This is a genomic window from Gemmata palustris (assembly GCF_017939745.1).
Taxonomy (GTDB): domain Bacteria; phylum Planctomycetota; class Planctomycetia; order Gemmatales; family Gemmataceae; genus Gemmata; species Gemmata palustris.
Genome location: NZ_JAGKQQ010000001.1, coordinates 1247688 through 1272778, shown reverse-complemented (window position 1 = coordinate 1272778; position 25091 = coordinate 1247688). Strand labels below are relative to the sequence as shown.

The following is a 25091-nucleotide window of genomic DNA, read 5'->3' as shown; positions in this document are numbered from 1 at the left end:
GCCCTCTTACTTCTTCTTCGGTGGGCTGAACTCCTGATCGCTGATGGTCGCGGGGAATTCCCACTTCTCGACGGTCAACTTTTCAACGACCGAGCCGTTGTGTCGGCACTCAAACTGGTGCGGGAGCATCAGCCCCTCTACGGCCTTGTGGCCCGAGAAGACCATCGTGGTGGGCCGCAACACGTTGTCCAGGCTGCTCGTGTACTCGGCCCGCAGCAACAGATCGGTCTTCGCATCGAACGTGAGCAGATAGAACGGGAAATCGCCCAGTGACAATTTGAGGCGAGAAAGCTCAAGCTTCCCCGCCGTGATCTGCTCGAGGTCGAAGACCACCGCCTTCGGATCGGTTACCGGTAGCAGCAGTGGCATCCAGTTCTGCCCCACCACGTCGGCCGCGAAGTAGCGCTCGAACACGTCAATGTTCGAGAGCGGAACCGACACACCGTTGCTGGCGATGGCCAGGTCCGGTCGGCGCAACCAGACTTCGTCCAGCACGCGACCGGTGGCCGGGAACCGCTCGTTGGCTGAGAAGAACCGGTCCGGCCAGGCGGTCACCACCGTCCGGTTCGTGTCTTCGGCCTGATTCGCCTGAGTGATCGAGAAAATCTGCCCCTTCATCACGCAGCGAGAGAACTTCCCCTTCGCGAGGAGTTCGGGCTTCCCGCCCGTGAGCGCCTTCACCGCCTTATCAATAACGGCCCGCGCCTCGGGATCGGATTTTGCTGGCGCGACCGGCTGCTGGTTCCCACTATCGCTTTGCGGCACGGCCGTGGGCAGTTCCTTCTCCGGCCCGCACCCGGCGACGAGCACCACGGTCCCCACGAACGCCGCCCAAGCCGTGTACCGTGCCATCCCGTTGCCTCCCAGAATCCAAGAACACTCGCTCTGTTTTGTACCGCATTACGGAGTGCCGCGTCTATTGGATAACCGCGGTGCGGCCGGTCACGTTGGGGAGCGGCGTCGGATTGAAGGGGAGAGGCGCGGAATGCGGTCGGGCAGTTTTCGGTTGCGATGCCGCGCGCCGTTCGGGAACAATGGGCACTCCCGCCGCTCCTACCCTCGCGCCGAGGCCCGAACCGTGCGAACGCTGCTCGTTCTGTCGCTTCTCTTGACGTCCCTTTCACCACTCACGGCCGCGGATCCACCGAAACCGGTGAAAGTGTTCGTCCTCGCCGGGCAGTCGAACATGGAGGGCAAGGCGAAGATAGCGCTGGTCGACTACCAGGCCCAACAGCCGGCCACGCGCGACCTCTTCAAACACTGGCAGAAGGACGGTCAGTGGATCGAGCGCGACGACGTGTGGATCAAGTTTCTCGAGCGTAAGGGCAAACTCACAGTCGGGTACGGGTCGCCGAAGTGCATCGGGCCGGAACTCGAATTCGGCGCGGTGGTCGGCGACCGGCTCACCGAACCCGTGCTGCTCATCAAGACCGCGTGGGGCGGGCGCAGCCTGTACCGCGACTTCCGCTCGCCCTCCGCGGGCCTCCCCCCAGATGCGGCCCTCGACAAAATGCTCGCCGACCTCCGAAAGCAGAAGGGCAAGGAGAACGCGACACTCGCCGACGTGAAGAAACCGTTCGGGGACTCGTACCGGGCGATGCTCGACGAAGTTGGGGACACGCTCGCGAACCTGAAAAAGCACTTCCCGGCCTACGGGGACCAGGGATACGAAATCGCCGGGCTCGTGTGGTTCCAGGGTTGGAACGATATGATTAGCGCCGATGCGACCGCCGAGTACGCCGCCAATCTCACGCACTTCATCCGCGACGTGCGGAAAGACCTGAAGGCGCCGAAGCTCCCGTTCGTGGTCGGGCAAATGGGCGTGGAAGGATCGAAGCCGAGCGCGAACATCAAGAAATTCAAGGACGCTCAGGCGGCCGTGATGGACGTACCCGAGTTCCGCGGGAACGTCGCACTGGTGAAGACGGATGCGTTCTGGGACACCGACGCGGAGGCGATCTTCAAGAAGGGCTGGCGTGAGAACGCCGACGAGTGGAACAAGGTGGGCAGCGACTATCCGTACCACTACCTCGGCAGCGCGAAGACGATGTGCAAAATCGGCCGCGCGTTCGGCGACGCGGTACTCGAACTGCGCGGCGAAAAGAAGTGACGTTAAACCGGGTGACGATCGGCAGATGCCCGCCCCATCAGCGCCGGCGCGGTGGGAGCTCTCCGTCAAGAGGTTCCACGATCCCTATACCGGTGCCGCGGTCGCGTGACCGTTCCAACCACTGCGGAACAGCCAGTACAGGATCGTTTTGATCTCGAACGGCTTCAGGTCCGGTTTCAGAGAGAGAATGCGGGCCGCGATGCCGGCCAAGTGGGGCGTCGCCCAGCTCGTTGCCGGTTCGCGGGCGAACGGTCCCAAGTACCCGCGGCTGTGCGCCTGGAACTCGACCTGCTCGCTCAGCTTGTACGCGAACCGCAGCGGGTCATCGAACAAGCCCTTGTCCACCGAGATGAGCGGCGGCGCGAACGCGGCCGGGTAACTCCGCGTCAGCGGGTGCTCGTTGTGGGCGGCGGCGAACACCAGTACGTCGCGGAAGTACGCTTCTTCGATCGCCCGCTGCAACTGTTGGCGCCGCGGGAGTTGCTGCAGCTTGTGTTCGGGCACCCCGAGCGAGAGGTTGATAACTTTCACCTTCCACACGTCGATCGCGTGGTGCAGTGCAGCGATTACCGTTTCCACCTCGCACGACCCGGTCGGGCCGAACACGTCGGCGGAGTAGAGCTTCACTCGCGGCGCGAGCGTGAGAACGATGTCCGCGACGGTGGTCCCGTGCGGCGAGGACTGGTGCCCGGTGTACTCGAGCGGCGGACCGGTCGGCCGGAACACCGCGCCCTCGATGAGCTGAATGGACGTGCCCGCGTCGCGGAACTTGGTTTCGAGCACGGCGCGTTCCACGCCGGAGTCGATCACGGCGACGGCGATACCCTCCCCGGTCGCCCGGGCATCCTGAAAGATGCTGTTCGGGGTCAACCGGGCGAAGATCTCGTCGAACACGGTGGGAGCCATTTCGGTCATCAGAGTTCCAGCAGAAAACAAACCAGAAGCGCTTTTGACGGGGTGAACGGGATCGACGGGAGAAGTCCGGTACAGATTCCTCTTCGATCCCGTCTGCCCTGTTGATACCGTCACAAACGCTTCTCTGTCACGCGCTGCCAGTGATTTCGTCGAGGAGTTCGCGGAGGTCGTTCACCACCTTAACGCAGTGCTCCACGGCACTCGGGCCGTGCCTCACGGCGAGCGTTCGGACCGCTTCCACGAGCCGGAGTGTGGTTTCCGGCGGGGCGGTCGCGTTCGAGTCCGCTCCCAGCCCTTCCCTCAGTCGGGCCATGACCGAAGGGAGCGGAACGGCGGCGTCCGACGAGAGCATCGGCGCGTCGCTGAAGTGCGCCGTCGCCTGGAGCGCGGCGTCTACCGCGTCGAAGAGCAGCTTGTGCGTTTGTCGCTCCGCGACCGCCTGGCGCAGGAGGTCCGTCCCGACTTCGGCCGCGGACGTGACCAGGCGCCGGTCCTCGTCACTGAACCCGGGCGCGGCCTTATCGAACAGTTCCACGACCACAACCGTGTCGCTCGCCACGCGCAGCGGCGCCGCGAGAATACACGAGCGGTTCGCTTCAAACGGCAGCAGTTCCAGAGGGCCGAGCGCCTTCGGGTCGAAGTCGTTCAGCGCGACCGGTTCCTGAAAGCTAATGACACTCGCGGCGAGCGACCGCCCGAAGGGTACCAGCGGGGCCGGCAGCGGCTCGCCGTCCGAGCCGTAAGCGACCGTGGACTCGGTGCCGTCGGCCGCCGTGTGGCGCACGATCAGCGCGCCGTCCGCGGCGCGCGTGCCACGGATCACGAACCGCAGGAGGGATTTCACCGCGGCCGGGAGCGGAACCGGGTCGTTGAACGCGGCCGACGTTTGGACGATCGGCAGCACCTTCTCGACGGCTTCGCGGAACGCGGCGAGCCGGAGGTTCAGTTCGCGCTGCTGCTTGACCGGGCGGATGCGGTCGAGTTGCCGGCGAACGGCCGCGACGAACGTGTCGCGGTTCAAGTCCTGGTTCTTGTCGATGTAGTCGCGCACGCCCATGCGGAGCGCGTCGAGCGGCGTCGCTTGGTGCGCGAACCCGGTGACGAGGATGGCGACCACGTCCGGCCGGAACTCGACGAGGTCTTCGAGCAGCCGGAGCCCGTCGCTCCCGGACCCGAGGTTCCAGTCGAGGACGGCGAGATCGACCGCGTGTTCGTTGGCGATCCGGAGCGCCGATTCCGAATCCGCGACCGCGAACACGCGCGCCTCCGGCATCGCGCTCGCAAGCCACTCATGGAACGTGCGGCGGACGGATTCCTCGTCGTCCACGATGATTACAGTGTCGGTCATATAGGGTCATCATAGGCATTGACACGCGGGGAACGCGCGCACGGTGCCGAGTTGCGCGCCGGCACGCTTGCGAATGTGCCAAAAAATGAGCGGGTAGCCGTTCGTGCCGCCTGTGACGGCACGAACGGCTACCCGCTGTTTGCTCGCGTTCCCCAGTGCCCCGGCGTTACCAGAACAGGGTTGTTGGTTGCCAGCCATCTTTCGTGAAGGTGACACCGGCGGCAGTGTCCGGGTAGTCATCGAGCATCCGAGCGTAAACGTTAAGTCCTTCCGTCACTTTGGCCTCCCCCGGCCCGACCCCATTAAACGTAACTTTCGTCACGGAGGCGAGTTTCACCTCCGTGCGTTTCGCCCGGTCGCCGCGTTTGGCCGGAGGCGATTCCACCGTGAACGATTTGCCGTCCTTCGCCACCGAGACAATCTTGCCGGTCACGATCGCCCACCGCTCGGGGGTGCTCCCGGTGAACGTCACCTTTGCGGCCGTGTCCTTCGATCCGTCCGCGAGCCACACTTGCGCTTGCATGCCCGGAGCGGCTTTCGCGCCGTCGAGTGGCACATCACGAAACACTTCAGTCGTTTTGTCATTCAAATGGACCGCAACCCGCGTCGGGGCTTCTGCGGCTAGTTTGGGAGGAACCTCGACCACAATGGCCTTGTCGTCGGCCACACGCGTGACGGTGCCTGCAACATCCGGCAGCTTCCCCTCGCGTCCCCCCGGGTCCTGGCCATTGAAAAACACTTTACCAGCGGTTCGGCCGTCGTCCGCGTACCACACCGTGCTGTAATGACTCGGTGTGAGCTTGGCCTTACCCCGCGCGACGTTCGAGAAGGTGAGCACCGTTTTGTCATCAAATGGGATGTCAATCTTCGTCACACTAATTTTAGCATTACCATATGGGCGAATGGGAAAAGGCCCCAGAATGCTCGTTTGTGCCAATGAGAAGGACTTACCATCATCCGCGACCGCATCGACGCTACCGCTAATGGATTGATTCCGTTGCACTTGTGTCGATCCGTTGAACTCGATGGTAGCTGCAATATCCTTCATGGCGCCAGCAAACATCACATACGCATCGTGGCCTCTCGTGAATTTCGCCCCATTCATGCCAACGCCCTGGTAAGTCACGACCGTTTTTTCACTCAATTTGACGACCACCACCGTTGGTTCCGGGTCTTCTGGGAGGCGGTTTCCGCCGTACCACGCATACGCACCCGCCACGCCGGTGATGGTGACGGACTTCCCATCTTTCGCAATATCAGTCACTCGCCCCCGAATGGGCGGAGCGGGCCGCTCGGTCTCGACGGACGGCGCAACTTTGGGGTCCGCAGTCGGCGGTGCCTTCGGCTCTTCGACCAGAACAAGAGGTTCAACCGATCCGGGGGCGCCACCATCGTCGAACGCCGCCCAGGTGACTCCGATCCCCAGAACGACAAGCGAGACCAGAGCGAGCGCTGCGGTCTTAACGTGCCTGAACGTCATCGCGCGTAACACTCCGTTGGTGAGGGCGGCGATGTGTGCGGGAACCCGTTCACTTCCCGCTTTGCCCGCCGCGAACGGGATCGCGACGTTGATCGTGGTCGGCACCAGTGCGGGCGGAACGGTCGCCGTGGCCGCATTTCGAGAAAGGGTGATGGCCAGCGCACTGGCCGTGAGCGCGACTCCGCGGCGTGCGAGTCGATCCCGCAACCGCTCGCGCCCGCGGGAGAGACGCGACAACACGGTTCCCTTTGGGCAACCGAGTTGTGCTGCGGCCTCTTCGTTGGTGCGCCCTTCGAGATAGCAGAGAACGAAGGGCGCGCGATACTTGTCCGGCAATCGCGCGATTTCGTCATCGAGTACCGGGCGCAGGTCGCGCCATTCCGCGTCGTCGGGCGTTTCTGGGGCCAAAACAGCGTCCGGTGATTCGGTCCCGAGTTGTCGCTTCACGGCCGTCGTCCGAAGGCGCACGGCGATACGGTGCGCGACCTTGTACAGCCAGCACGCGACCGCTTCACCGCGCCCGATCGAACCGGCCTTGCGCGCGAGCACGAGAAACGTCGCCTGGAACGCATCCTCGGCTTCGTGTGAATCGCGGAGCACGCGCTTGCACAGCGCGAGGACCATCGCGCCGTGGCGCCAAAGGAGCACCTCGAACGACGCCTCTTCGCGCCGCGCAACGAAATTCTCTAACAACTGCGCATCAGTCAGCGCGCTGCCGGTCTGCCGCGAAATGAGCCGCCGGAGGGGATCGAGGATCGCGGTCGATGGTTCGTGTGCCATGCCTGAACCTTCCAGAAGTAAGTCCGTCCCGGGAATAGAGGCACAAAGCTCCCGGGGGCTTCCACGATTATTTCTTGCGGAAGAGCCCATCGCTGTCGCAGCGCGTTCGCGCTCAATTTGAGCCGGGCTTTACACCGCGGTACCCGTTCTGGCACAATCTCCACCCTCACCAGCGCACGGAGGCTCCAGCGTGGCAATCCCCTTCTGGCTCACGAAGCTGCTCGTTCGCACACGGCTCGCGCGGTTCACCCCGCGCGCCCGGCGCCTCACCGACGGCGGCGCTGCGTACCTCAAATACTACTCGGATCGCGTGCTGGCCGCGCCGCTGGACGACCTTCTCGACCCGGCGATGGTCGCGCACGTTCCGAACCTCGACGTGCTCGACCTGAACCAGCCCACGCCGGACGCCCCGCCCGCACGCGGGGCCGTGAGCGTGGGCCGCACCGATGCGTTTTCCGCCCCCGGCCGCGTGCCCACGACGCTCCCCGTGCTGGCCCGCATCATCGCCGACCGGTACCAGTCCACCGGGCGCACCGTCAACCCGGCCACGGACGTCCTCGCGACGCACGGCGCTACGGCCGCGTTCACGGCCGCACTCGATGCGTTCGTGAACCCCGGCGACCGCGTCGTGATGTTCGACCCGTGTTCACCGCTCTTCGCGCTGGGAACCAAGTCTCGGCACGCGAACGTGCGTTGGGTGCCGACGTGGACCGAAGACGGTCGGTGCCGGTACATCGCGGCAACTTTCGAGCGCGCGATGCGCGGCGCGAAGATGCTCGTGCTGACCGACCCGGGCAACCCCACGGGCGGGTGCCTCACGAACGAAGACCTCGAACACATCGCCTGGATCGCGGGCGGGTACGGGGTGTTGGTGTACCTGGACGAGTCGTTTGCCGCGTTCCGGCCCGATAAGCCGCGCGGTCTGGCTACGATGCCCGGCGCGGACCGACTCACGCTCACGGCCGGTTCGGTGTCGCAGGAGTTCGGGCAACCCGGGATGCGCGTCGGCTGGCTCGCCGGTCCGCGGCACCTTATCAGGGCTTGCCAGCTCACCGCGAATTTGAGCGCGCCTTACGTTCCGCCGGTGTGCCAACAGGCCGCGGCGCGGCTGCTCGCCGAACCGACGTCAGCGGATATCAATGAGCGGTTCAGCTCCAAGCGGCAGTACACACTGGACCGCCTGCGCGCGATGGGCCTCGAGCCCGAACAGCCCAGCGGCGGGTACTTCGTGTGGGTGCCGGTCTCGGGCTTGAACGTGAACGGCCGCACGTTCGCGGAAAAGTTGCTGAAGGAAGAGGGCGTACTGGTCGGCCCCGGCGTCGCGTTCGGGCCGAGCGGCGCGGGCCACGTTCGCGTGAGCTTCGCGACCGACGAGGGCCGACTCCGCGAAGGGCTGACCCGCATGGCCGTGTTCGTGGACCGACTGAAGAACCCGACCACCCCGGCACCGCCCAGCACCGAAGACTCGGTCGAGGAGCCGACCCCCGAAGTCACGAAAGAGAAGGACGAGCGCAAGCCCGCGTTCAGTCGGGCATAGAGGGACCGATACTACCGGTTCCAGTGAAACGGAGCGACCGTAAACCAGTGAATTTGCGACCGCTCCGTTCGTATTGACACGAAAAGAAGCAATTCGATTGGCTAGAAGACTCGAGTACCGCATCAGCGACAACCCGAAGAAACACCAATACTTCTCCGTAATCATCTCAATTGCGCGATTTCGAGCATTCTCATACCGCACATCTGGGTTAAGCTGTTTGCATTTCTTCGTTTTGAGGTCGCCCAATGGCAAACGAATGCAGTCACCGCCTGCACGTTCGCGGCAGGCCGGCGGACATCACTCGGTGGCTCCACATCGCGACCGCTCCGTGTGCAACGTACTTCGCGGGAGAGGAAGCCCCCGAAAGTGCGTGGCGCGTGTTCCACAACTTGTTTCCCGTTCCGTCCAAACTACTCGCTAAAATCGCGCCCGAAGGCGCTGAACGCTGGCAAGTTAGGAACTGGGATGTCAACCGATACGTCTTGGGAGCCAAGTTTGTTAGAGACGCCGGAAGAGAAGCGTATTTCGACTTTTACACCGCGTCCCGCCCGGCGCTCAAATGGGTCGCCAAGGTCGCGTCAGATTTTCCGGAACTGGCGTTTGAACTGTATTGGCGAACAGAAGGGCACGACGATTATTTGGGCCGCAACCTGTACCAGGGTGGAAAATGTATCGAAAATTGGAACGGGAACGCACGTAAAAAGGATCGGATGCTCAGCGCCCGGGTGCGGAGCGCGTGCGGCCCCGATTCGTTAGTGATCGAGTTGATGGACGCCGAGATAGCCAAGCACCCAGACAACGCGGAAGCGTATCTGTTGCGCGCGAAGATGATCGCGGCGTGTATCCATGCGTTTGGTGATCCCAATTGGTGGACCGAAGAGGAGGACCGTGATCCGAACCAGCGCACCATCGATCTGAAGCGAGCCATCGAACTCGACCCACAGTTACTCGATGCGTACCTAGAACTCGCCCGCGACTGTTCAAAGCAAGGGGACGTGACCGAGGCACGAAAGTTCTACCGGCGCGCGACGGAACAGTGCCCAGATAACGCATGTGCCTTTGTCGAGTATGCCAGATTCCTGCGACAGTTGCCCGACCAAACCGGGGCAGACATAAAACGTATTCGCAGAACGATACGTCTCGCGCGGGAACACGACCCCAACAACGCGAGGGCGCTGATCGAAGATGCCTGTTTGTTCATCTCGCGTGGGGACGACCCCCGCGCCGAAACAGCTCTTGCCCGAGCGCTGGAGCTGAACCCGGCCTTCGACCTTGCCCTGTACGCACGCGCGCTCTGCCAGGTGCGCCTCGATGCGTTCGTGGAGGCGCAGCGATCCTTGGACGATCTCGCCGTGTGGAACCCGTTCCTGGGGTCGCATTTTAACGGGTACGTTCTGCTGGCCCGTGGCAGGTGTCTGGCGAATACCGGGCGCGTGACCGAAGCAATCGAGTGTTTCACACAGTGTCTCAAAGCCCCGCACCCGAAGGACAAAGAGACGTTCCCCGAGGCGCTCTTGGACCGCGCCGAGTGTTATTCCAAGCGCGACCGCTATTCCAAGGCGGTCGCCGATACCAGGAGAGCAATCCGGCTCGCGCCGGAAAGCGCGCATTGCCGCGCCCGGCTCGCGCGCCACCTGATCCTATCGGGGGACTTCCGTAAGGCGTGCGACGCACTTTTCGCGATCGGTGAATCCGATCTGACCAATCAACCGATTGCCGTTCTATTAGAATGTTTATTCGATCTCCGCAGCAAGGGGCGCGATGATCGAGCACACACTGCTGCCATCATGAGCATCGCACTCGCGCCAAACCATTGGCTCCCGCGCCGGGAACGGGCCGCGATTCTGGCCACGTCCCTCGATCCAACCGTGCGCAACGGCAAAGAGGCCGTGAAAGTAGCCCGGCGCGCGTGCAAATTATCGAACTGGACCGAGGCAACCTGTCTGAGCGCCTACGCCGCGGCTCTCGCCGAGTGCGGACGGTTTACTGAGGCTGTGAAGTGGCAACAAAATGCGCTCGACCGGACAACCCGCGGCTCCCTCCGCGACGAGTGTCGTCGCTGGCTTGTGGAGTATCAGAACGACCGACCGAACCGGTACACGACGCACTCACCCAACTAAACAAGCCGAAACACCTTTATTTTCCCACCCGCGGAGGCGGTTCATATCCCGGTGGCCACAAAACCAGCATCACCACGAGCGCGAACAGCGGGAACGCGCCCACACCGCCGAGCACCCATTCGTAAGACTTCGTGGCGTCGCAAATCCACCCCTCAATGGGGTACATCACGAACAGCGAGAGGTGCGCACACGCGCCGAGCGTACCGGTGACCTTCCCCTGGTGCCGCGACGACAATTCCTGAGTGAGCGCGAAGTACGTCGGGAACAATCCGAGCGCGCCGAACGCGACCGCGAGCAGCCCCGCTTCGAGCCCCCACCCGTTCGGCAGGAACGGGACGCTCGCCGTGCAAACCGTGAGCGCCGCGCACCCGCCGAACGCGAGCAATCTGCTGATGTGAATCGCCAGCCCGCGCTTGCACAGAACGAGCGTGACGATGCCCACTGTCCACGAACCGACGTCCGCGACGAGGTAATAGACCGTGGTGAACGCGCTCATCTCTTCGCGCGAGTAGCCGCGCTGCTCCTGGAGGTACAGCGGCAACCACGTGCGGTACCCGTGCCACGTGAAATTCACCGCCGTTACCATCGCGACGAGCGCCCAGAAGCGCCGGTCGCGGAACACTTCGACGAAGCGCGTCGCGCCCTGGTGCGCGGGCGCGGCCCCACCAGTAGGGTGAAGCATCCGCTTGGGCACGGTAATGAACCAGAGCGCGACCCACACCAACCCCAAACAGCCGATTACGCGGAACGGCAGGCGCCAAGTGTCCGTCCCGCCACTCGCCTCGGCCCGCTGGAGAAGTGCCAGCACCATGAGCGGAGTAATGACCGCCCCGAGCGCGGTTCCACTCTGAAACAACGAGTTCCCGAACGACCGCTCCGCGGGTGAGAGCACCGCGCGCGTGGTGCGGATGCCGCACGGCCAGTTCCCCGCTTCAAACAGGCCGAGCAGGAACCGACAGGTAAGGAGCATCCAGAACGAACCGGCGAACCCCGTCAGAATGCCGGCAAAGGACCAGCCCACCACCATCAGCGGATACACCCACCGCACGCTCGCGCGGTCCACGATGTAGCCCGTGCCGATCGCCCCGATCGCGAAGGCCAGCGAGAACACACTTTCGAGCCAACCGTACTGCTCGTTGTTCAGCCCGAACGCGCCCTTGATCTCCTTCGCCATCTGGTTCAGGGCCATGCGGTCCATATAGTTGATGACGGTCGCGAGCATCAACAGAACGCACACCCACCAGCGCCACGGCGAGGTGATCGGAGCGGCGGGGACGGTACTCATGTGTTGCCGGGGTCGGGGGAGAGTGCGACCCGCACACCTTACTCGACCGCGACGCACCAAGCCAGCAAGGACATACCGAGATGGTGACGGGATCGACACGCGGCGCGCCGGTTCACGGCGCGGCCAAGCTCAGTATCGTGACAGCGGTCATCGCCGGCGTGCTGGCGCTCTACGGATCGATGCACGCCGAGAAGCACATCGCCGGCACCCCACTGCGCGAGGCCCGCGGGTCGGCCGGGCTGCCGGCGCAGCCGGGAACGTGGGTCGAGCGCCAGTGGGTGAGCGGGGAGACGAGGGTGCTCGGCGAGCGCATCGACCGCAAGGTACTGGCGACGACCGAGCGGTCGAAGATCGCGAACTACTCGGTGCAGATCTGCGCTTACGTGCTGCCGTTCGTGCTCGGCTTCGGCGCGGCGCTCATGGGCGGGGCCGCGATGCGGGCCGTGGAACGATCCGGCGGGAAGTTCGTCGGGAATACACTGGCGGTGTTCTCGATGCTGATCGGCGGCCTCGCGGCCGTCGTCGCCGGCTGCATGATGATTAGCCTGTACCTGTGGCCGCGGCTCCCGTCGTTCTACACGACGTGATGTGAAGTGACCTACCCCGCCCTTACCTGGGCCATTTAGAACTACCACCCGCTCGTTGGCACTCGCGGTTCGCCTGAGTCTCTTGGCGAACCGCGAGTGCCAACGAGCGGGTGGGGTGGCTCTACAATCCTTGCACGAACTCGCTCACTAAATGGCCTTTTCTCCCTTCCCTTTAGGGAGGGGGTAAGTTGCCTTTCGACCTACGCCGGCGCCTGTGCTGCGGCGGCAGTCGCGGCATCGATCTTCGCCTGGAGTTCGGGCGTCATCTTGCCCTTGCCCTTGCACTTCGGGTACTTCGAGCACCCGAGGTAGTACCCCGGGCCGAAGCGCGACTTCATCAGCTTCATCGCCGCGCCGCACTCCGGGCACGTGTCGCTGATCTCCACCGCCGGCATTTCTTCCTTCTTCTTCTCGCTCTTCTCCGGCATCGGCGGGAGGATGTCCTTCAGCTTCTCCTTCAGTTCGGCGTTGATCGACTTCGCGTTGCGGCACTTCGGGAACCCGCTGCACGAGAGGAACGGCCCGCGCCACGCGACCTTAATGACCATCGGACTACCGCACTTCTCGCACGCGATCCCGGTGTCCGCGGGCTTCACCGGGGCGCCGTCCGCGTCCGCGTCCGAGATGAACTTGCACTTCGGGTCCGGGCACTGGACGTACTTCTTGCCGACCTTGCTCTCCTTCAAAAGCAGGTTGTGTTTTTCGCACTTCGGGCACTTGTGCTTCGTCGGGAGCGCGGTGACGGTGCGGACGCCTTCCGCGTTTTCGTTCATCGTCGTGGGGCACTCCGGCGCCCCCTCGCACGTGTAGAACACGCCGAACCGCCCGACCTTGCGGACCATGAACTTGCCGCACGCGGGGCACGGAATGTCCGTGGTCATCGGCCCCTCGCGCTCGGTCTCACCCGGGCGCGGTTGAATGTACTTACACGCCGGATCGTCGCTGTAGCCGGTGCAGCCGACGAAGAACCCGCCGGTCGTCGCGCTGTAGCGCTTCTGCAGCGGTTTGCCGCACTTCGGGCACATTTCGCCGGTCAGCTCGCGGGCCACCGGCATCTCGGTGTCGGCCTTCTTCAGCGTCGGTGAGAACTTCCCCCAGAACTCGTCGAGGACGTCCCGGTACTTGAACTTCCCGGTCTCGATCTCGTCGAGTTCGTCCTCGAAGTGGCTGGTGAACTTCAGGTCCATAATGTCCGGGAAGTGCTTCACCAGAAGGTCCGTCACCACCTTCCCGATCTCGGTGGCGAAGAACCGCCCGCGGTCCTGCGTAACGTACCCGCGCTTCTGGATCGTGCTGATGATGCTCGCATACGTACTCGGTCGGCCGATGCCTTCCTTTTCGAGCGACTTCACGAGCGAGCCTTCGTTGAAGCGCGGCGGCGGCTGCGTGAAGTGCTGGCTCTCGAACAAGTCGAGCCGGTTCAGCACGTCCTTTTCCTTCACCGGCGGGAGTTCCGCGTCTTCTTGCTTGCCGACCGGCGGGAGCACCCGGCGGTACCCGTCGAACGCGATCACGCGCCCGCTGGCCCGGAACAGCCCGCGGCCCGCGGTGATGTCGTAGGTCGTCACCTTGAGTTTCGCCGGCACGCACTGGCTCGCGACGAACCGCTTCCAGATCAGTTCGTAGAGCCGGAGTTGGTCGCCGCCCAAGCCCGCCGCTTGCGCCCGAGCCGGGGTGATGGTCACGTCCGTTGGGCGGATCGCTTCGTGGCCCTCCTGCGCGCCCTTGTTGGAAGCGTAAGTGTTTGGTGCAGCAGGTAGATAGTTCGCACCGAGACGCGCGTCCGCCTTGATGAAATCGCGCACCGTCGCGAGCGCGTCGTTCGAGACCCGCGTGCTGTCGGTACGCATGTAGGTGATGAGCGCCGTCTGACCCATGCCCGACAGTTCGATACCTTCGTACAGCTTCTGCGCCGTCTGCATCGTGCGACTGGCACTGAACTTCATCCGGGCGTTGGCCTGCTGTTGGAGCGTGCTAGTGGTGAACGGCGCGAGCGGCCGGTCGAGCCGGTCCTTTTGCTCCACTCGCGTGACAACGAACGGCACCCCGGCGAGCGACGCAACCACCACGTCCGCTTCGGTTTCGTTCGTGAGTTTCGGGTCTGCGTTGTCCCACTTCACTAAGTTTGCGAGGAACGAGTCCGTCGGCGGCGTGGGGATGCTGCTGCCGTCCGCTACGGGCGTTGCGGGAGCTTCGCCCCCCTCGCCGGGTTCGGGCGGTGCGTCACTGGTTTCGGTGTCAACAACCGGTTCGTCCGGGTCGCCCTGCGTGTCTTCTTCGCTCGGTTTGTGCCACGCGACCGGCTTCGCGACTTCGGTCTTCTTCTTCGCGAAGATTTTGGACTTCGCAGGGTCCGAGGTCCACGCGACGTGGACGCCCGGCGCCGCAAGAAGCGCGGTGATCTTCCAGTATTCTTCGGTCTTGAAGGCTTCGATCTCGCGCTCGCGGTCCACGATCAATTTGACCGCGACCGACTGCACGCGGCCCGCGCTCAGCTTGTTCGCGACCTTCTTGCCGAGGAGGTTCGACAGCGGGAACCCCACGACGCGGTCCATCGCCCGGCGCGCTTCTTGTGCCGCGACGCGCAGGTCGTTAATTTTCTCCGCGCCCGAGAGCGCCGCGGTCACCGCGTTCTTGGTGATTTCGTTGAACCGGATGCGGAACGTGCGCTCGTCGGGCAGCTTCAGTTCGTCGGCGATGTGCCACGCGATCGACTCGCCCTCGCGGTCCGGGTCGCTCGCCAGGTAGACGTTGTTGGCCCGCGCCGCTTCGCGCCCGATCTCGGCGAGGATGTCCTTTGCGGACCGAAACTTGCGCCCGCCGCGGGCCGCGTCCTTGCTGCCGTCGTCCACCGTGTAGCGGAGCTTCCACCCGTTGGTGATATCAATGCCCGCGATGTCCTCGCCCTTCTTCTTCTTCGTGTCGAGGTCGCGGACGTGGCCGTAACTCGCCAGCACCCGGAAGTTCGGCCCGAGGTACTTGTTGATCGTCTTCGCCTTCGCGGGCGATTCGACCACGACTAGGTCGTAGTTGCCGCGCGGACCACTCGGTGCCGCGGGCGCATCGGGAGTGTCCGGGGCCGGGCTCTTTGCGGGGGCCTTTTTCGCGCGGGGCTTCTTGGCCGCAGCGGGCTTATCGGCGGCCGCGTTTTTCTTGGGGGTCGGCACTCTCGGTTACTCCATCAACGGATGTCGCGGGCGATAATCACCCCTTATTAGAGGGGCGAACTGTGGACTCGTTTCCAATTGTTCCGTACTGGACAATCACTACAATCGGTGGACCGGTCGAATAAAGGCGAGGGCCGAAAGCGCCCATCACCCTTAGTACAGTGCTACGAAGGCTGTCAACCCCCCGGCCTTCCGCCGGCGCCCAACTGGTCGCCGCAAAGTGAGGAATAGTAATGGCCTACAATCCGTTCAATATTTTCCGGCGGAACCAAAAGGCGCTGTTCGCGGTGCTGACCGTCTTCATCATGATCATGTTTACACTGTCGTTCGGCGCCAACGACTTCTTCGAGCGCGCGACGAAGTGGCTCGGGGCGCGCGGCCGGGGCGACGCCGCTTGCAAGCTCGACGGCACCACGATCAAGGACAGTGAACTGGTTCGGGTTCGCCGCGCCCGCGTGATGGCGAACACCTTCATGACGTATGCCGCGGACGAAACCGGGCGGACCGTGAAGGAGTACGCGAACCAGCAGCAGAGCAAGCTGAGCGACGACGGCCGAACAATGGCCCAGCAAGCGAGCCAGGCCGAACTGTACCTGAACCTGAGCCGCGGCAACCCGCAGATGCTCGACACCCCGCTGTTCGGGAACAAAACGCCGCGGCAGACGATCCGCGAGGCCGAGGACTTGGTCGCGTTCGTCATCGGCTCCAATGCCCCCAATATTAAGAGCGAGGACAAGGACGCCGCCCGCGCGTTCCAGGCGCTGCTCGGGCTCCAGCGGCACCGGCTCGCCGCGGACGGCGCACACTTCTTCGTCAACGCGCCGAACCGCACGAGCCGCGACACCATCGAGTTCCTGTTGTGGGAGAAGAAGGCCGAACAGCTCGGCATCAACTTCACAAAGGAAGACGCGAAGATCCTGCTGAACCGCGAGCTTTATAATTTCTGGACCCCGCGCTCCGATGTCGAGGTCAGTAAGCGGTTGCGCGAGCAGGAGGGCTTCAACATGGAAGCCTGCCTGGACGCGCTCGTGACCGAGTTCAAGGTGCGTGCCGCCCAGGTCGCCGTGCTCGGTCCGCAGGCGAAGTTCCAACCCATCGCCGCGCCGGTCTTCAGCACCCCCTACGAAATGTTCGAGTACTACCGGCAGCAGTGCAGCCCGGCGACTTACGAACTGGTCGCGGTGCCCGCGCTAGCGTTCCTCGACAAAGTGAAGGCCGAGCCGACCGACGCGGAACTCAATGAACTGTACAAGAACTACCAGGACAGCGAACCGAACCCGGCCCGGGAGTCGTTCGGCTTCAAGGAGCCACGCAAACTCGCGATCAGTTGGCTCGCGATCACCGGCTCGGAGCCGTACTACGAAAAGCTCGCGACCGAACAGTTGAAGGTCGGCGAGGTGCTGGCGAAGGCGTCCGGGATGACGGCCGTGCCGCTGCCGGGCGCCGGCGGCGGGTGGGCGATGGCCGCGACCGCGCCGCTGGTGCTCAAGGAACCGGCCGTTGACGCCGCGTACAGCCAGTACGAGTCCGATTTCAAGCGCCAGCTCCGGAACGAGTACGCCAGCGGCGTCTTGTTTACCCGCGACCTGATGCCGACGAGCGCGGTGCGCCCGGGCACACTCGCGGCACTACTCGGTGGGATGGCGGGCCAGTCGGCCCCGTTCGGTCACCCGGCCGTCGGCGCATCAATCGCGATGGGGGCGCCGATCGCCTACGAGATCCGCGACCGCATCAAGGTCGGGCTCCCGCTGTTCGGCGCGATCCCCGGCCCGGGCTTCCTCCAGACCAGCATCGGCGCCGCCGCGAGCGCGGAACTGGCCGCACCGAAGCCGCTGTCGGTGCAAGCCATGCGCCCGGAACTGATGAAGATCGCGATCAAAGAACGGACGAAGGCGCTCCTCACCGGCAGCCGCACCAATTTCATCGATCCGACCTCGTCGACCGAGAAGGGCGACCTGACGCGGTTCATTGAGGAAATGGAAAAGCTGTCCGACAAGGGCAAGCCGAAAGACAAGGCCGCGATCGAGAAGTACGTGAAGGAGTTCCGCGAGGCCCGCGGGCTGACGAAACAGGGTGTTCAGTTCGGCTCCTCCACTGCGGCCCGCGACGAGTGGACGCTGGAAGAAGACCCCGGGCTGTTCCCGCTCGTGGAGGCCCAAAAGGAAGGGCTCATGGGCGCACGCGGCGCCCACGGCGGCAACAAGTACGTGCCGTTCGGCCGCAGCTTCTTCTGGACCGTCGACCGGAGCAGCCAGAGCCCGCGGCGCGTCCCGACGGCGGGCGTCTACGTCGCGCACTCGTACCCGGAAGACCTCCCGCAAGCGCGCGAGGAGGGTCGCCCGAACTACATCTACTGGGTGACCGAAGAGGTGCCGGCGAAGAAGACCAACGCGATTACCGCGCGGGACACGGTGCGGGCCGCGTGGAAGCAGCTCAAGGCGCGCGAACTGGCCAGCCAGCGCGCCAACGCGATGGCCGAGGCGATCCGCAACAGCTCCAAGAGCGACGCGGTGCTGGTCTCGCAGACCGTGGACGAACAGGTGTTCGCGCTGCAGAAGGAGATCCCGTTCTCCAACGAGAAGGCGTTCCGCCGGGTGAAGAAGTTCACGCTCAACGACGTGTGCCCGCTCGCCCCGGTCGACATCGCCAGCCTCAGCCCCGAAGTTCTCCAGCGGATGTTCCAACAGGGCTTCAACCCGATGGGGCGCGTTCAGCCGTTCACCCTCACGGAGTCGGCGAACATCCCGTACCCCACGATGGAGATGGTGAACGCCCTGATCGACAACCGCGACAAGCCCGCCAAGACGGTGGTCGTGTTCGCCGACGGCCCGAAGGACACGTACTACGTTGCCACGCTCATCCGGCGCGATCTGAAGTCGGCCGACGACTTCAAGCGCAGCGTGTACTCGCCCGGCGCCCCGGCCCGCGATGTCCTGGGTAACTACATGGAAGAGGCCTACCGCAAGTCGCACCAGTCGGTGGTCGAGTTGCTGAAGAAAGAGTTCCGGTACGTCGAGACGGAAGAGCAGAAGAAGCGGCTGGACGAGAACGCGAAGTCCGGCGGGCGAGATTGATAGCGGCGAGCGCGATTGTGCTTCCGGCCGAGCCGTTGAGGTGATGGCACAGGGGCGGCACTGACATTCCTGTCAGTGCCGCCCCTGTCTTTTTTGTAGGGTGGGTCAAGGCTTTGCGCAGGCCCACCAGCCCGTCTTCGGCGGCGAACGGCCCCAGCGCCGTGATTCGTGGATGGTCTTCGCACGACGTGGTGGGCCTGTGCAAAGCCTTGACCCACCCTACAAAACTACCGAACCACGAATCAAGGCCGAACCAGTCCCGCCGGGACCGCGGGGTTCGTCTTGCTCTGGAGTCTCGTTAGCTCGGATTGGGCGAGGTCCGCGTGCCGCGTGTTCGGGCACAGTGCCATCACCTTCTTCAAACAGGACGCCGCTTCCACATCCTGGCCCTTTTTCGACCACGAATCCGCCAGAGCCAGGTACATCGCGGCGGTGCGGTCGTTCATCTGGTCGCACGCCTTCGCGAGCCGCTCCGGATTGCCCCGGATGTCGGTGAGTAGCGCGGTCGCGTCCTTGGCTTCGGGCAGTTCGGAGTAAGCGCTCGCGACCTGCTCGCACTTCTGCATGCAGTCGTACAGGCGCCCGGCGCGGAAGTCGTCGCGGGCCACCGCGAGCATGTCGCGCGCGACCCGCAACCGGCGCTGTTGGAGCACTTCCGGGCGATCGGTGAGCCCCGCGAGGGTCGCCGCCGCGTCCGAAGCGGCTTGCGTACCGGCGTAGGTGCGAACCGCGTCCGCGAGCGCGTCCATCGCGTCCTGGGTCTGGCCGCGCTGTTCGAGTTGCTTCGCTTGCGCCAGTTTCCCGGCCGCGACCTTCTCCACGTCGCCCAGAATTTGCTTCGCCTTCACCCCGACGGGCTTGTCCCCGGCGTCCTTCGAGATGCCCTTCAAGAGCGAAACAGCACGCGGGTAGTCGCTGACGGCCAGTGCCTTCGACGCCTCGTTGAAGTCGCGCGCGGCCCAGTCCGTGGTGGTGACCGCGGTCACGGTGCGCTTCATCTGCTCGGCGAGGCGCTCGGTCTCGATGTAGCCCTCAATGAAGGCGTGGATCTTCCCGTCCGGCCCCGCGAGCACGGTCGTGGGGTACATTTGCACCTTCAGTGCCTTCGCCAGTTCGGGAGCGTTCCGTGCGTCGAGCTTCAGCGGAACGAAGCCCGAGGCGAGGAGCGGCGTCAGCGCCGGGTCTTTGAGCGGCCCGGCCTCGAGTTTGCGGCAGTAGAAGCAGTCCTCGGTACCGACGACAACGAGCAGCGGCAGTCCCTTGTCTTGCGCTTCCTTGCGGGCCGTGTTGTAGTCGGTTCTCCACGCGACCTGGGCCGGAGCCGCCGGGCGCGCGGGCTGCGCGACGGCGGGGTGCGCGTGCCAAAGCGCGGCGGCGGTCACGAGCGGAAAGAGGGCGCACAGACGTGAAGCGGGACTATTCATGAAGCAAACCCCTGGTGCCAATCGACACGAACGCGAACAACTTAGCGCCGAACCCAGTTCGGTACTGCCCCGGTGCGCCCCCTCACCCCGGGCGCAGCATCGTTAAAAGGACCGGCGCTAAACGGAAACCGAAGGGTGCCCCCGCCCTCACGACCGCGGGTGGGCCTTCTGGTAGCTCTTCTGGAGTCGCTGCGTAGTAACGTGTGTGTAAACTTGTGTCGTCGCCAGGCTCTTGTGCCCGAGCAGTTCTTGAACCCCGCGAATGTCGGCCCCGGCGTCCAACATGTGCGTCGCGAAGCTGTGTCTCAACGTGTGCGGACTGGTCCGCGGGTCGAGCCCCGCGGTCTTCAAGTGTTTCTCGAGCAGCCGGCCGACGCTGCGAGTCGTGAGCCGGCCGCCCTTGTTGTTCAGGAACACCGCTTGTGTGTCTTTGCCGGTTCGGTTGAGCAGGGCCGTGCGGTCTTCGAGCCACCGCGAAATCGCCTTCGTCGCGTCCGGCCCCAATAAGGCGAGCCGCTCTTTCTTACCCTTGCCCCGAACCGTGATGATCCCATCGTTCAGGTCGACGCTCAAAAGGTCGAGCCCGACCAGCTCGGAAACGCGAATCCCCGAAGCGTAGAGCGTCTCCAACATGGCACGATCGCGCCGCCCGGCCCAATCGGTGTCCCCGGGCGCGACCAACAACTTTTGAACATCCGCAAGAGTCAAGAAGTGCGGGAGCTTCTTGTCCTGTCGGGGCCCGCGCAGGGCCTGGGCCGGGTTCGATTCCAAAATACCCTGACGACACAGGTACTTGCCGAACGAGCGCACGGCCGCGAGGCGCCGGGCCACGGTGCTCTTCGCGTACCCCTGCTCGTGCAGCCACGAAACGAACGCCCGGACCAGTCGCGTGGTCCAGTCGACGGGGTTGATTTGGGTCTTCTTGAGGTGGTCGCGTGCGAAGACGAGCGCCTGCGTGAGATCCTCACGGTACGACTTCACCGTCTTGTCGGAAGCGTTCTTTTCCAGACCGAGGTGCGTGAGGAACTCGGCGAGACCGACTTCGAGCGTCAAGAGAGCGTCCCGTCCGGGCGAGCACCCGCGCCGCAAGGTCCGTTGCGACTCGTGGTGAGATTGTCCGGTCGGGGCCGCCGTGCTCCAACAACGAAACGCACCGGGGTCGTCACCCGCCGAGCAGGTCGGCCGGGTCCGGTTGGGCTTCCGGGTTGCGAACGCGCTCCGTCAGCACGGAGGCGTCGAACCAGTTCAGCGCCACCGCGGGGTCGGCCGCTTTGTCGCGGATGTCATCAATGAGCGCGGACTTACTGTCGTCGTCGTAGACGAAGATGAACCGCTCGGAGCCCTTGATCAGAGCGAGAACATTGAGCTCTTGCGTCACGCGACACTCCCGGCGCGGTCGATGGCACATACGGTCCATCGGCGCGGCGGGAACACTCACTTCAACCAAAATTCCACAGGGGCTCCCGCACTGCGCAGTCGCTCCATAACACCGGCACAACCCACGTACCCGGACGGTACCGCGCGGAACGAGCGCGGTGCGCGTTTCCACAGTCACAGTCTCTTGTCTTCAAACCGGGTCCGCGGTAGAATGGCTTTGGTATTACGATGTTATCCCTACCCACTCCGAGGGAGTGCTACTCATGAACAGCGGACAGCTCTGGCTCAAAGCGGTGTTCGTGGGCGCGGTCGTCACCGCGATTCCGCTGCTCATTTTCGGCTGCAAAGGCACGACGGACCCGAACAGCGCGACCTGGCCCGACCACCCGGGACCGAAAGTTGTCGTCTCGTTCGCGCCGCTATACTGCTTCGCCGTGAACGTCGCGGGCGACGACGCGGTCGTCAAGAACCTGATGACGTCCAAGGGGCCACACGACTTCGACCCGACCGAAGCGGATGTGAAGCTCATCAGCAAAGCGGACATCTTCTTCGTCGTCGGTTTGGGCCTCGACGAGAAAAAGGCCGAGAAGATGAAGGGCGGCTCCGGGAACAGCAAACTCAAGGTCGTCGAACTCGGCGAAAAGCTCGATAAGGACTGTCTCTGCGAGGGCCGCTGCACCCACGACGAGCACCACGAAGGCGAGCACGAACACGGCATCGATCCGCACGTGTGGCTCAGCCCCGACCACGCCGCGATGCTGGTCAACATCATTCGCGATGAACTGAAGGCCGCGGACCCGGCCCACGCTGCGGGCTACGAATCGCGCGCCGCGGCCTACATCACGAAACTCAACGCGCTCAAGACCTACGGGTTGGACAAGCTCAAGGACAAGCAGGACCGCAGGATCGTCTCCTTCCACGACTCGCTCGCGTACTTCGAGAAGACGTACAAGGTCAAAGTGAAGGGCGTGCTGACGAAGAACCCCGGTCAAGAGCCGGACGCAAAGGAGATGAAGGAACTCATCAAGATCTGCACCAACAAGGACGCCCCGGTTCGCGTGATCGCGACCGAACCCCAATACTCCACGAGCACCTCCGGCGAAGCGCTGCGCAAGGAACTCGTCGCGAAGGGCGTGAAAGACCCCGAACTCGTTGAGTTCGACCCCCTCGAAACGGTGCGGCCCGAAGACCTGACCGCGGACTGGTACGAGAAGAAGATGCGGGAGAACATCGACAAACTCGCCGAGAAGTTGAAATGAGCCTGGCTCTTCCAGTTGTCGCGCGACCCCTCGTGTCTCTCAGCGATTTGCGCGTGGAATTGGGCGGCAAACCGATCTTGCGCGGCGTGACGGCCAACATCGCGCGCGGGTCCATTACCGCGCTGATCGGCCTGAACGGGTCCGGGAAGACCACCCTGCTCCGCGCGCTGGTCAACGAGTACCCGCACAAGGGGACGATCAAGTTCCACTGCGGGCACGACCACTCGCAACCGTACCCGGAGGCGATCGGGTACGTTCCCCAGCGCCTCACGCTCGACGCCCGCTTACCGCTGACGGTGAGCGATTTCCTTGCGCTCACGCTCTCCCGACGCCCACTCTTCTTCGGCATTTCCAAAAAGGTCGCGGCCAAGAGCCGGGAAATGTTGGAGCGCGTCGAGGTGGCGAATTGCTTGGATGTGCCCGTCGAAGGGTTATCGGGCGGCCAGTTACAGCGTGTCTTACTCGCACTGGCGCTCGAACCACAGCCGGAACTGCTGTTACTCGATGAACCCGCGGCCGGGATCGATTTCAAAGATCAAAAGAAGTTTTACGAGCTGATCGCGACCATCAATCGCGAAATGGGGGTAACGGTTCTACTCGTGTCGCACGATTTGAACATGGTGCAGACTTACGCCCACGAAGTCCTGTGTCTCCGCAGCGGCGCGATCCAGTGTCAGGGATCGCCGAACGAAATTCTCACGCCCATCAATATGTCGCTGGTGTTCGGTGCGGAAATCCACATGTTCCCGCACCGCTTCGGGACGTGATCTGCCTTTCGCTCTCTCACGGCTGGGTCCGCGTGAACCTCGGACCCACACACTCGATCACGCCAGCGGCGGCCAATCTTTCGCAAGTCCTTCCCGCTCAATTAGTTCCACTTGTTCTTTCGTGATATGATACCGCGACGCGATCTCCTTCTTGGAGTCCGCGATCGTCACGGTCCGCGTATCTTGCACTTCAACCAGCGCGTGGAAAATGGACTTCCGCTGCTGTACCGTCAATGTCTTGGCAGACATAGGTGTTGCTCCTGTGGTGGGTAAATCGGTACGAAGGTGCCTACTTTAGTGTACGTCCGCCAAGTGACTTCTGACGCCCGAATCCTCTCCTTTTGCGCACTTGCTACACACAATTACGCTCTCATCGCGAAAGGTCCGATCATGCAGACCCGCCGACTTTCCGCACTCGCAGTTCTAACCGTCACCCTCGCTATTTCCGGTGCGGGGCTGCACCCGGCGGTCGCCGATAAACCCGCACAACCGGACGCGAAAGCACAGCCCAATCCGCCCTCCGAGTGGGTCAAAGACCGACTCGCGGAAGTGGACAAAAAGCTCGACGGCGAGATCAAGGATTTGGTCGCACTCTACCAGCACATCCACGCGCACCCGGAACTGTCGCTGATGGAAGTAAATACCTCCAAGCGGTTAGCCGAGGAAATGAAGAAAGCGGGTTACGAGGTCACGGAGAAGTTCGGCGGGAACGGCGTGGTCGCGGTGCTGAAGAACGGCCCCGGCCCAGTCGTACTGATCCGCACCGATATGGACGGCTTGCCGATCGTGGAGCAAACCGGCTTGAGCTACGCGAGCAAGGTGAAGACGAAGAACCGCGACGGGGTCGAAGTCGGTGTGATGCACGCGTGCGGTCACGACATCCACATGGCGAGCTGGACGGGCACGGCGCGCGTGCTCGCGTCCATGAAGGACCGCTGGAGCGGCACGGTGGTGTTCGTCGCCCAACCCGCCGAAGAAATCGTTGCGGGGGCGAAGCAAATGCTCGACGCGGGGCTTTACGCCAAGTTCCCGAAGCCCGATTACGCGCTCGCGTTACACTCTGACCCGCTGCACGCGGCCGGCTCGCTCGGCTTCAGCGAAGGGCTCGCGCTGGCCAACTCCGACACCGTGGACATTCTGGTGAAGGGAAAAGGCGGTCACGGCGCGGCCCCGCACGTAACAATTGATCCGATCGTCCTTTCGGCGCGAATCATCCTCGACCTACAAACGATCGTGAGCCGCGAAACGGACCCGCTCGACCCGGTGGTGGTCACGGTCGGGTCGATCCACGGCGGCACGAAGCACAACATCATTCCGAACGAAGTGAAGCTCCAACTCACGGTGCGAACCACAACCAACGCGACACGCGACCGCGTGCTAAAGGCGATCGACCGCATCGCGAAGGCCGCAGCCGTCGGCGCGAACGCCCCGCCGCCGGAAGTAAAAGTGAGTTTGGATGAGTTCACCCCCGCGACTTACAACGACGTGCCCTTGGCGCAGAAGTGCGGCGCCGTGTTCCGCGAAATCCTGGGGGCCGAGAACGTGCGCGGGAACCGCAAGCCGGTGATGGGTGCGGAAGACTTCGGGCGCTTCGCGGACGGCAAAACGCCAATCTTCATGTACTTCCTCGGCACAATCTCCAAGGAAAAGTTCGACGCCGCTCAGAAGCCGGGCGCACCGATCCTCCCGGGGATGCACACGGACGCTTACGCCCCCGTGCCCGAACCGAGCATCCGCACCGGTGTGCGGACGATGAGCCTTGCGGCAATGAACCTGATGCCGAAAGAGAAATAGGTGGTGTCCTATGACGCACGGGACCGCCACCCGCGCCTTCGGCGGGCGCCCCGGTCGGCCGGCCCGC

18 protein-coding genes are annotated in these 25091 nt (G+C 63.8%); 8 read left to right on the top strand and 10 right to left on the bottom strand.

What is annotated here, in order from left to right; genetic code table 11:
• Positions 1-6 precede the first annotated feature (6 nt).
• The gene (locus J8F10_RS05130) at positions 7-852 is read right to left on the bottom strand and encodes a hypothetical protein (RefSeq protein ID WP_210652784.1); all 846 of its coding nucleotides are present in this window, start codon (positions 850-852) and stop codon (positions 7-9) included.
• Positions 853-1078: 226 nt separating this feature from the next.
• Here J8F10_RS05130 and J8F10_RS05125 point away from each other — a divergent pair, with 226 nt between their 5' ends.
• Positions 1079-2110, top strand: coding sequence for a sialate O-acetylesterase (locus J8F10_RS05125; RefSeq protein WP_315854072.1), 1032 nt, complete (start codon positions 1079-1081; stop codon positions 2108-2110).
• A gap of 84 nt (positions 2111-2194) precedes the next feature.
• Here J8F10_RS05125 and J8F10_RS05120 read toward each other — a convergent pair whose 3' ends face one another.
• From J8F10_RS05120 to J8F10_RS05110, 3 genes are all read right to left on the bottom strand, one after another.
• Positions 2195-3025: a S8 family serine peptidase gene (locus tag J8F10_RS05120; RefSeq protein ID WP_210652782.1), complete on the bottom strand. Its 831-nt coding sequence runs from the start codon at positions 3023-3025 to the stop codon at positions 2195-2197.
• A 127-nt stretch (positions 3026-3152) separates the two neighbouring features.
• Positions 3153-4373, bottom strand: coding sequence for a response regulator (locus tag J8F10_RS05115; protein ID WP_210652781.1), 1221 nt, complete (start codon positions 4371-4373; stop codon positions 3153-3155).
• Between the two features lie 166 nt (positions 4374-4539).
• Positions 4540-6633, bottom strand: a complete 2094-nt coding sequence (locus tag J8F10_RS05110; RefSeq protein WP_210652780.1) for an RNA polymerase sigma factor — start codon at positions 6631-6633, stop codon at positions 4540-4542.
• 190 nt (positions 6634-6823) lie between these two features.
• Between J8F10_RS05110 and J8F10_RS05105 the strand changes: the two genes are divergently transcribed.
• Together J8F10_RS05105 and J8F10_RS05100 are read left to right on the top strand one after the other, a co-directional pair.
• Positions 6824-8170: a pyridoxal phosphate-dependent aminotransferase gene (locus J8F10_RS05105; protein WP_210652779.1), complete on the top strand. Its 1347-nt coding sequence runs from the start codon at positions 6824-6826 to the stop codon at positions 8168-8170.
• Between the two features lie 245 nt (positions 8171-8415).
• Complete coding sequence (locus J8F10_RS05100; RefSeq protein WP_210652778.1) at positions 8416-10290, top strand: tetratricopeptide repeat protein; 1875 nt, start codon at positions 8416-8418, stop codon at positions 10288-10290.
• Positions 10291-10306: 16 nt separating this feature from the next.
• On the opposite strand, the gene J8F10_RS05095 is transcribed toward J8F10_RS05100, so the two are convergent.
• Positions 10307-11575: an MFS transporter gene (locus J8F10_RS05095; protein ID WP_210652777.1), complete on the bottom strand. Its 1269-nt coding sequence runs from the start codon at positions 11573-11575 to the stop codon at positions 10307-10309.
• Positions 11576-11655: 80 nt separating this feature from the next.
• On the opposite strand from J8F10_RS05095, the gene J8F10_RS05090 reads away from it, so the two are divergent.
• A complete protein-coding gene (locus tag J8F10_RS05090) occupies positions 11656-12162 on the top strand; it encodes a hypothetical protein (protein ID WP_210652776.1) in 507 nt (168 codons plus the stop codon).
• Positions 12163-12362: 200 nt separating this feature from the next.
• Here the strand turns inward: J8F10_RS05090 and topA are convergent, their stop codons facing one another.
• Positions 12363-15329, bottom strand: a complete 2967-nt coding sequence (gene topA / locus J8F10_RS05085) for a type I DNA topoisomerase (RefSeq protein WP_210652775.1) — start codon at positions 15327-15329, stop codon at positions 12363-12365.
• Positions 15330-15562: 233 nt separating this feature from the next.
• Here topA and J8F10_RS05080 point away from each other — a divergent pair, with 233 nt between their 5' ends.
• Positions 15563-18403: a hypothetical protein gene (locus J8F10_RS05080; RefSeq protein ID WP_210652774.1), complete on the top strand. Its 2841-nt coding sequence runs from the start codon at positions 15563-15565 to the stop codon at positions 18401-18403.
• 242 nt (positions 18404-18645) lie between these two features.
• On the opposite strand, the gene J8F10_RS05075 is transcribed toward J8F10_RS05080, so the two are convergent.
• The 3 genes from J8F10_RS05075 to J8F10_RS05065 form a co-directional block, all read right to left on the bottom strand.
• A complete protein-coding gene (locus J8F10_RS05075) occupies positions 18646-19827 on the bottom strand; it encodes a thioredoxin family protein (protein WP_210652773.1) in 1182 nt (393 codons plus the stop codon).
• Between the two features lie 147 nt (positions 19828-19974).
• Complete coding sequence (gene xerC / locus J8F10_RS05070) at positions 19975-20880, bottom strand: tyrosine recombinase XerC (protein WP_210652772.1); 906 nt, start codon at positions 20878-20880, stop codon at positions 19975-19977.
• 109 nt (positions 20881-20989) lie between these two features.
• On the bottom strand, positions 20990-21205 hold the full coding sequence (locus tag J8F10_RS05065; protein ID WP_210652771.1) for a hypothetical protein: 216 nt from the start codon (positions 21203-21205) through the stop codon (positions 20990-20992).
• Between the two features lie 262 nt (positions 21206-21467).
• Here J8F10_RS05065 and J8F10_RS05060 point away from each other — a divergent pair, with 262 nt between their 5' ends.
• Both J8F10_RS05060 and J8F10_RS05055 read left to right on the top strand, forming a co-directional pair.
• On the top strand, positions 21468-22463 hold the full coding sequence (locus J8F10_RS05060) for a metal ABC transporter substrate-binding protein (RefSeq protein WP_210652770.1): 996 nt from the start codon (positions 21468-21470) through the stop codon (positions 22461-22463).
• Complete coding sequence (locus J8F10_RS05055; RefSeq protein WP_210652769.1) at positions 22460-23230, top strand: metal ABC transporter ATP-binding protein; 771 nt, start codon at positions 22460-22462, stop codon at positions 23228-23230. Before J8F10_RS05060 ends, J8F10_RS05055 begins: the two co-directional genes overlap by 4 nt.
• Before the next feature lie 57 nt (positions 23231-23287).
• On the opposite strand, the gene J8F10_RS05050 is transcribed toward J8F10_RS05055, so the two are convergent.
• A complete protein-coding gene (locus J8F10_RS05050) occupies positions 23288-23479 on the bottom strand; it encodes a hypothetical protein (RefSeq protein ID WP_210652768.1) in 192 nt (63 codons plus the stop codon).
• A 141-nt stretch (positions 23480-23620) separates the two neighbouring features.
• On the opposite strand from J8F10_RS05050, the gene J8F10_RS05045 reads away from it, so the two are divergent.
• A complete protein-coding gene (locus tag J8F10_RS05045; protein ID WP_210652767.1) occupies positions 23621-25024 on the top strand; it encodes an amidohydrolase in 1404 nt (467 codons plus the stop codon).
• The last annotated feature ends 67 nt before the right edge of the window (positions 25025-25091 follow it).

Bases quoted from the DNA above. Each gene is read 5' to 3' on its own strand.
- J8F10_RS05130 (WP_210652784.1), bottom strand. From the start codon at position 852: ATGGCACGGTACACGGCTTGGGCGGCGTTCGTGGGGACCGTGGTGCTC.
- J8F10_RS05120 (WP_210652782.1), bottom strand. From the start codon at position 3,025: ATGACCGAAATGGCTCCCACCGTGTTCGACGAGATCTTCGCCCGGTTG.
- J8F10_RS05115 (WP_210652781.1), bottom strand. From the start codon at position 4,373: ATGACCGACACTGTAATCATCGTGGACGACGAGGAATCCGTCCGCCGC.
- J8F10_RS05110 (WP_210652780.1), bottom strand. From the start codon at position 6,633: ATGGCACACGAACCATCGACCGCGATCCTCGATCCCCTCCGGCGGCTC.
- J8F10_RS05100 (WP_210652778.1), top strand. From the start codon at position 8,416: ATGGCAAACGAATGCAGTCACCGCCTGCACGTTCGCGGCAGGCCGGCG.
- J8F10_RS05095 (WP_210652777.1), bottom strand. From the start codon at position 11,575: ATGAGTACCGTCCCCGCCGCTCCGATCACCTCGCCGTGGCGCTGGTGG.
- J8F10_RS05090 (WP_210652776.1), top strand. From the start codon at position 11,656: ATGGTGACGGGATCGACACGCGGCGCGCCGGTTCACGGCGCGGCCAAG.
- J8F10_RS05080 (WP_210652774.1), top strand. From the start codon at position 15,563: ATGGCCTACAATCCGTTCAATATTTTCCGGCGGAACCAAAAGGCGCTG.
- J8F10_RS05075 (WP_210652773.1), bottom strand. From the start codon at position 19,827: ATGAATAGTCCCGCTTCACGTCTGTGCGCCCTCTTTCCGCTCGTGACC.
- J8F10_RS05060 (WP_210652770.1), top strand. From the start codon at position 21,468: ATGAACAGCGGACAGCTCTGGCTCAAAGCGGTGTTCGTGGGCGCGGTC.
- J8F10_RS05055 (WP_210652769.1), top strand. From the start codon at position 22,460: ATGAGCCTGGCTCTTCCAGTTGTCGCGCGACCCCTCGTGTCTCTCAGC.
- J8F10_RS05050 (WP_210652768.1), bottom strand. From the start codon at position 23,479: ATGTCTGCCAAGACATTGACGGTACAGCAGCGGAAGTCCATTTTCCAC.
- J8F10_RS05045 (WP_210652767.1), top strand. From the start codon at position 23,621: ATGCAGACCCGCCGACTTTCCGCACTCGCAGTTCTAACCGTCACCCTC.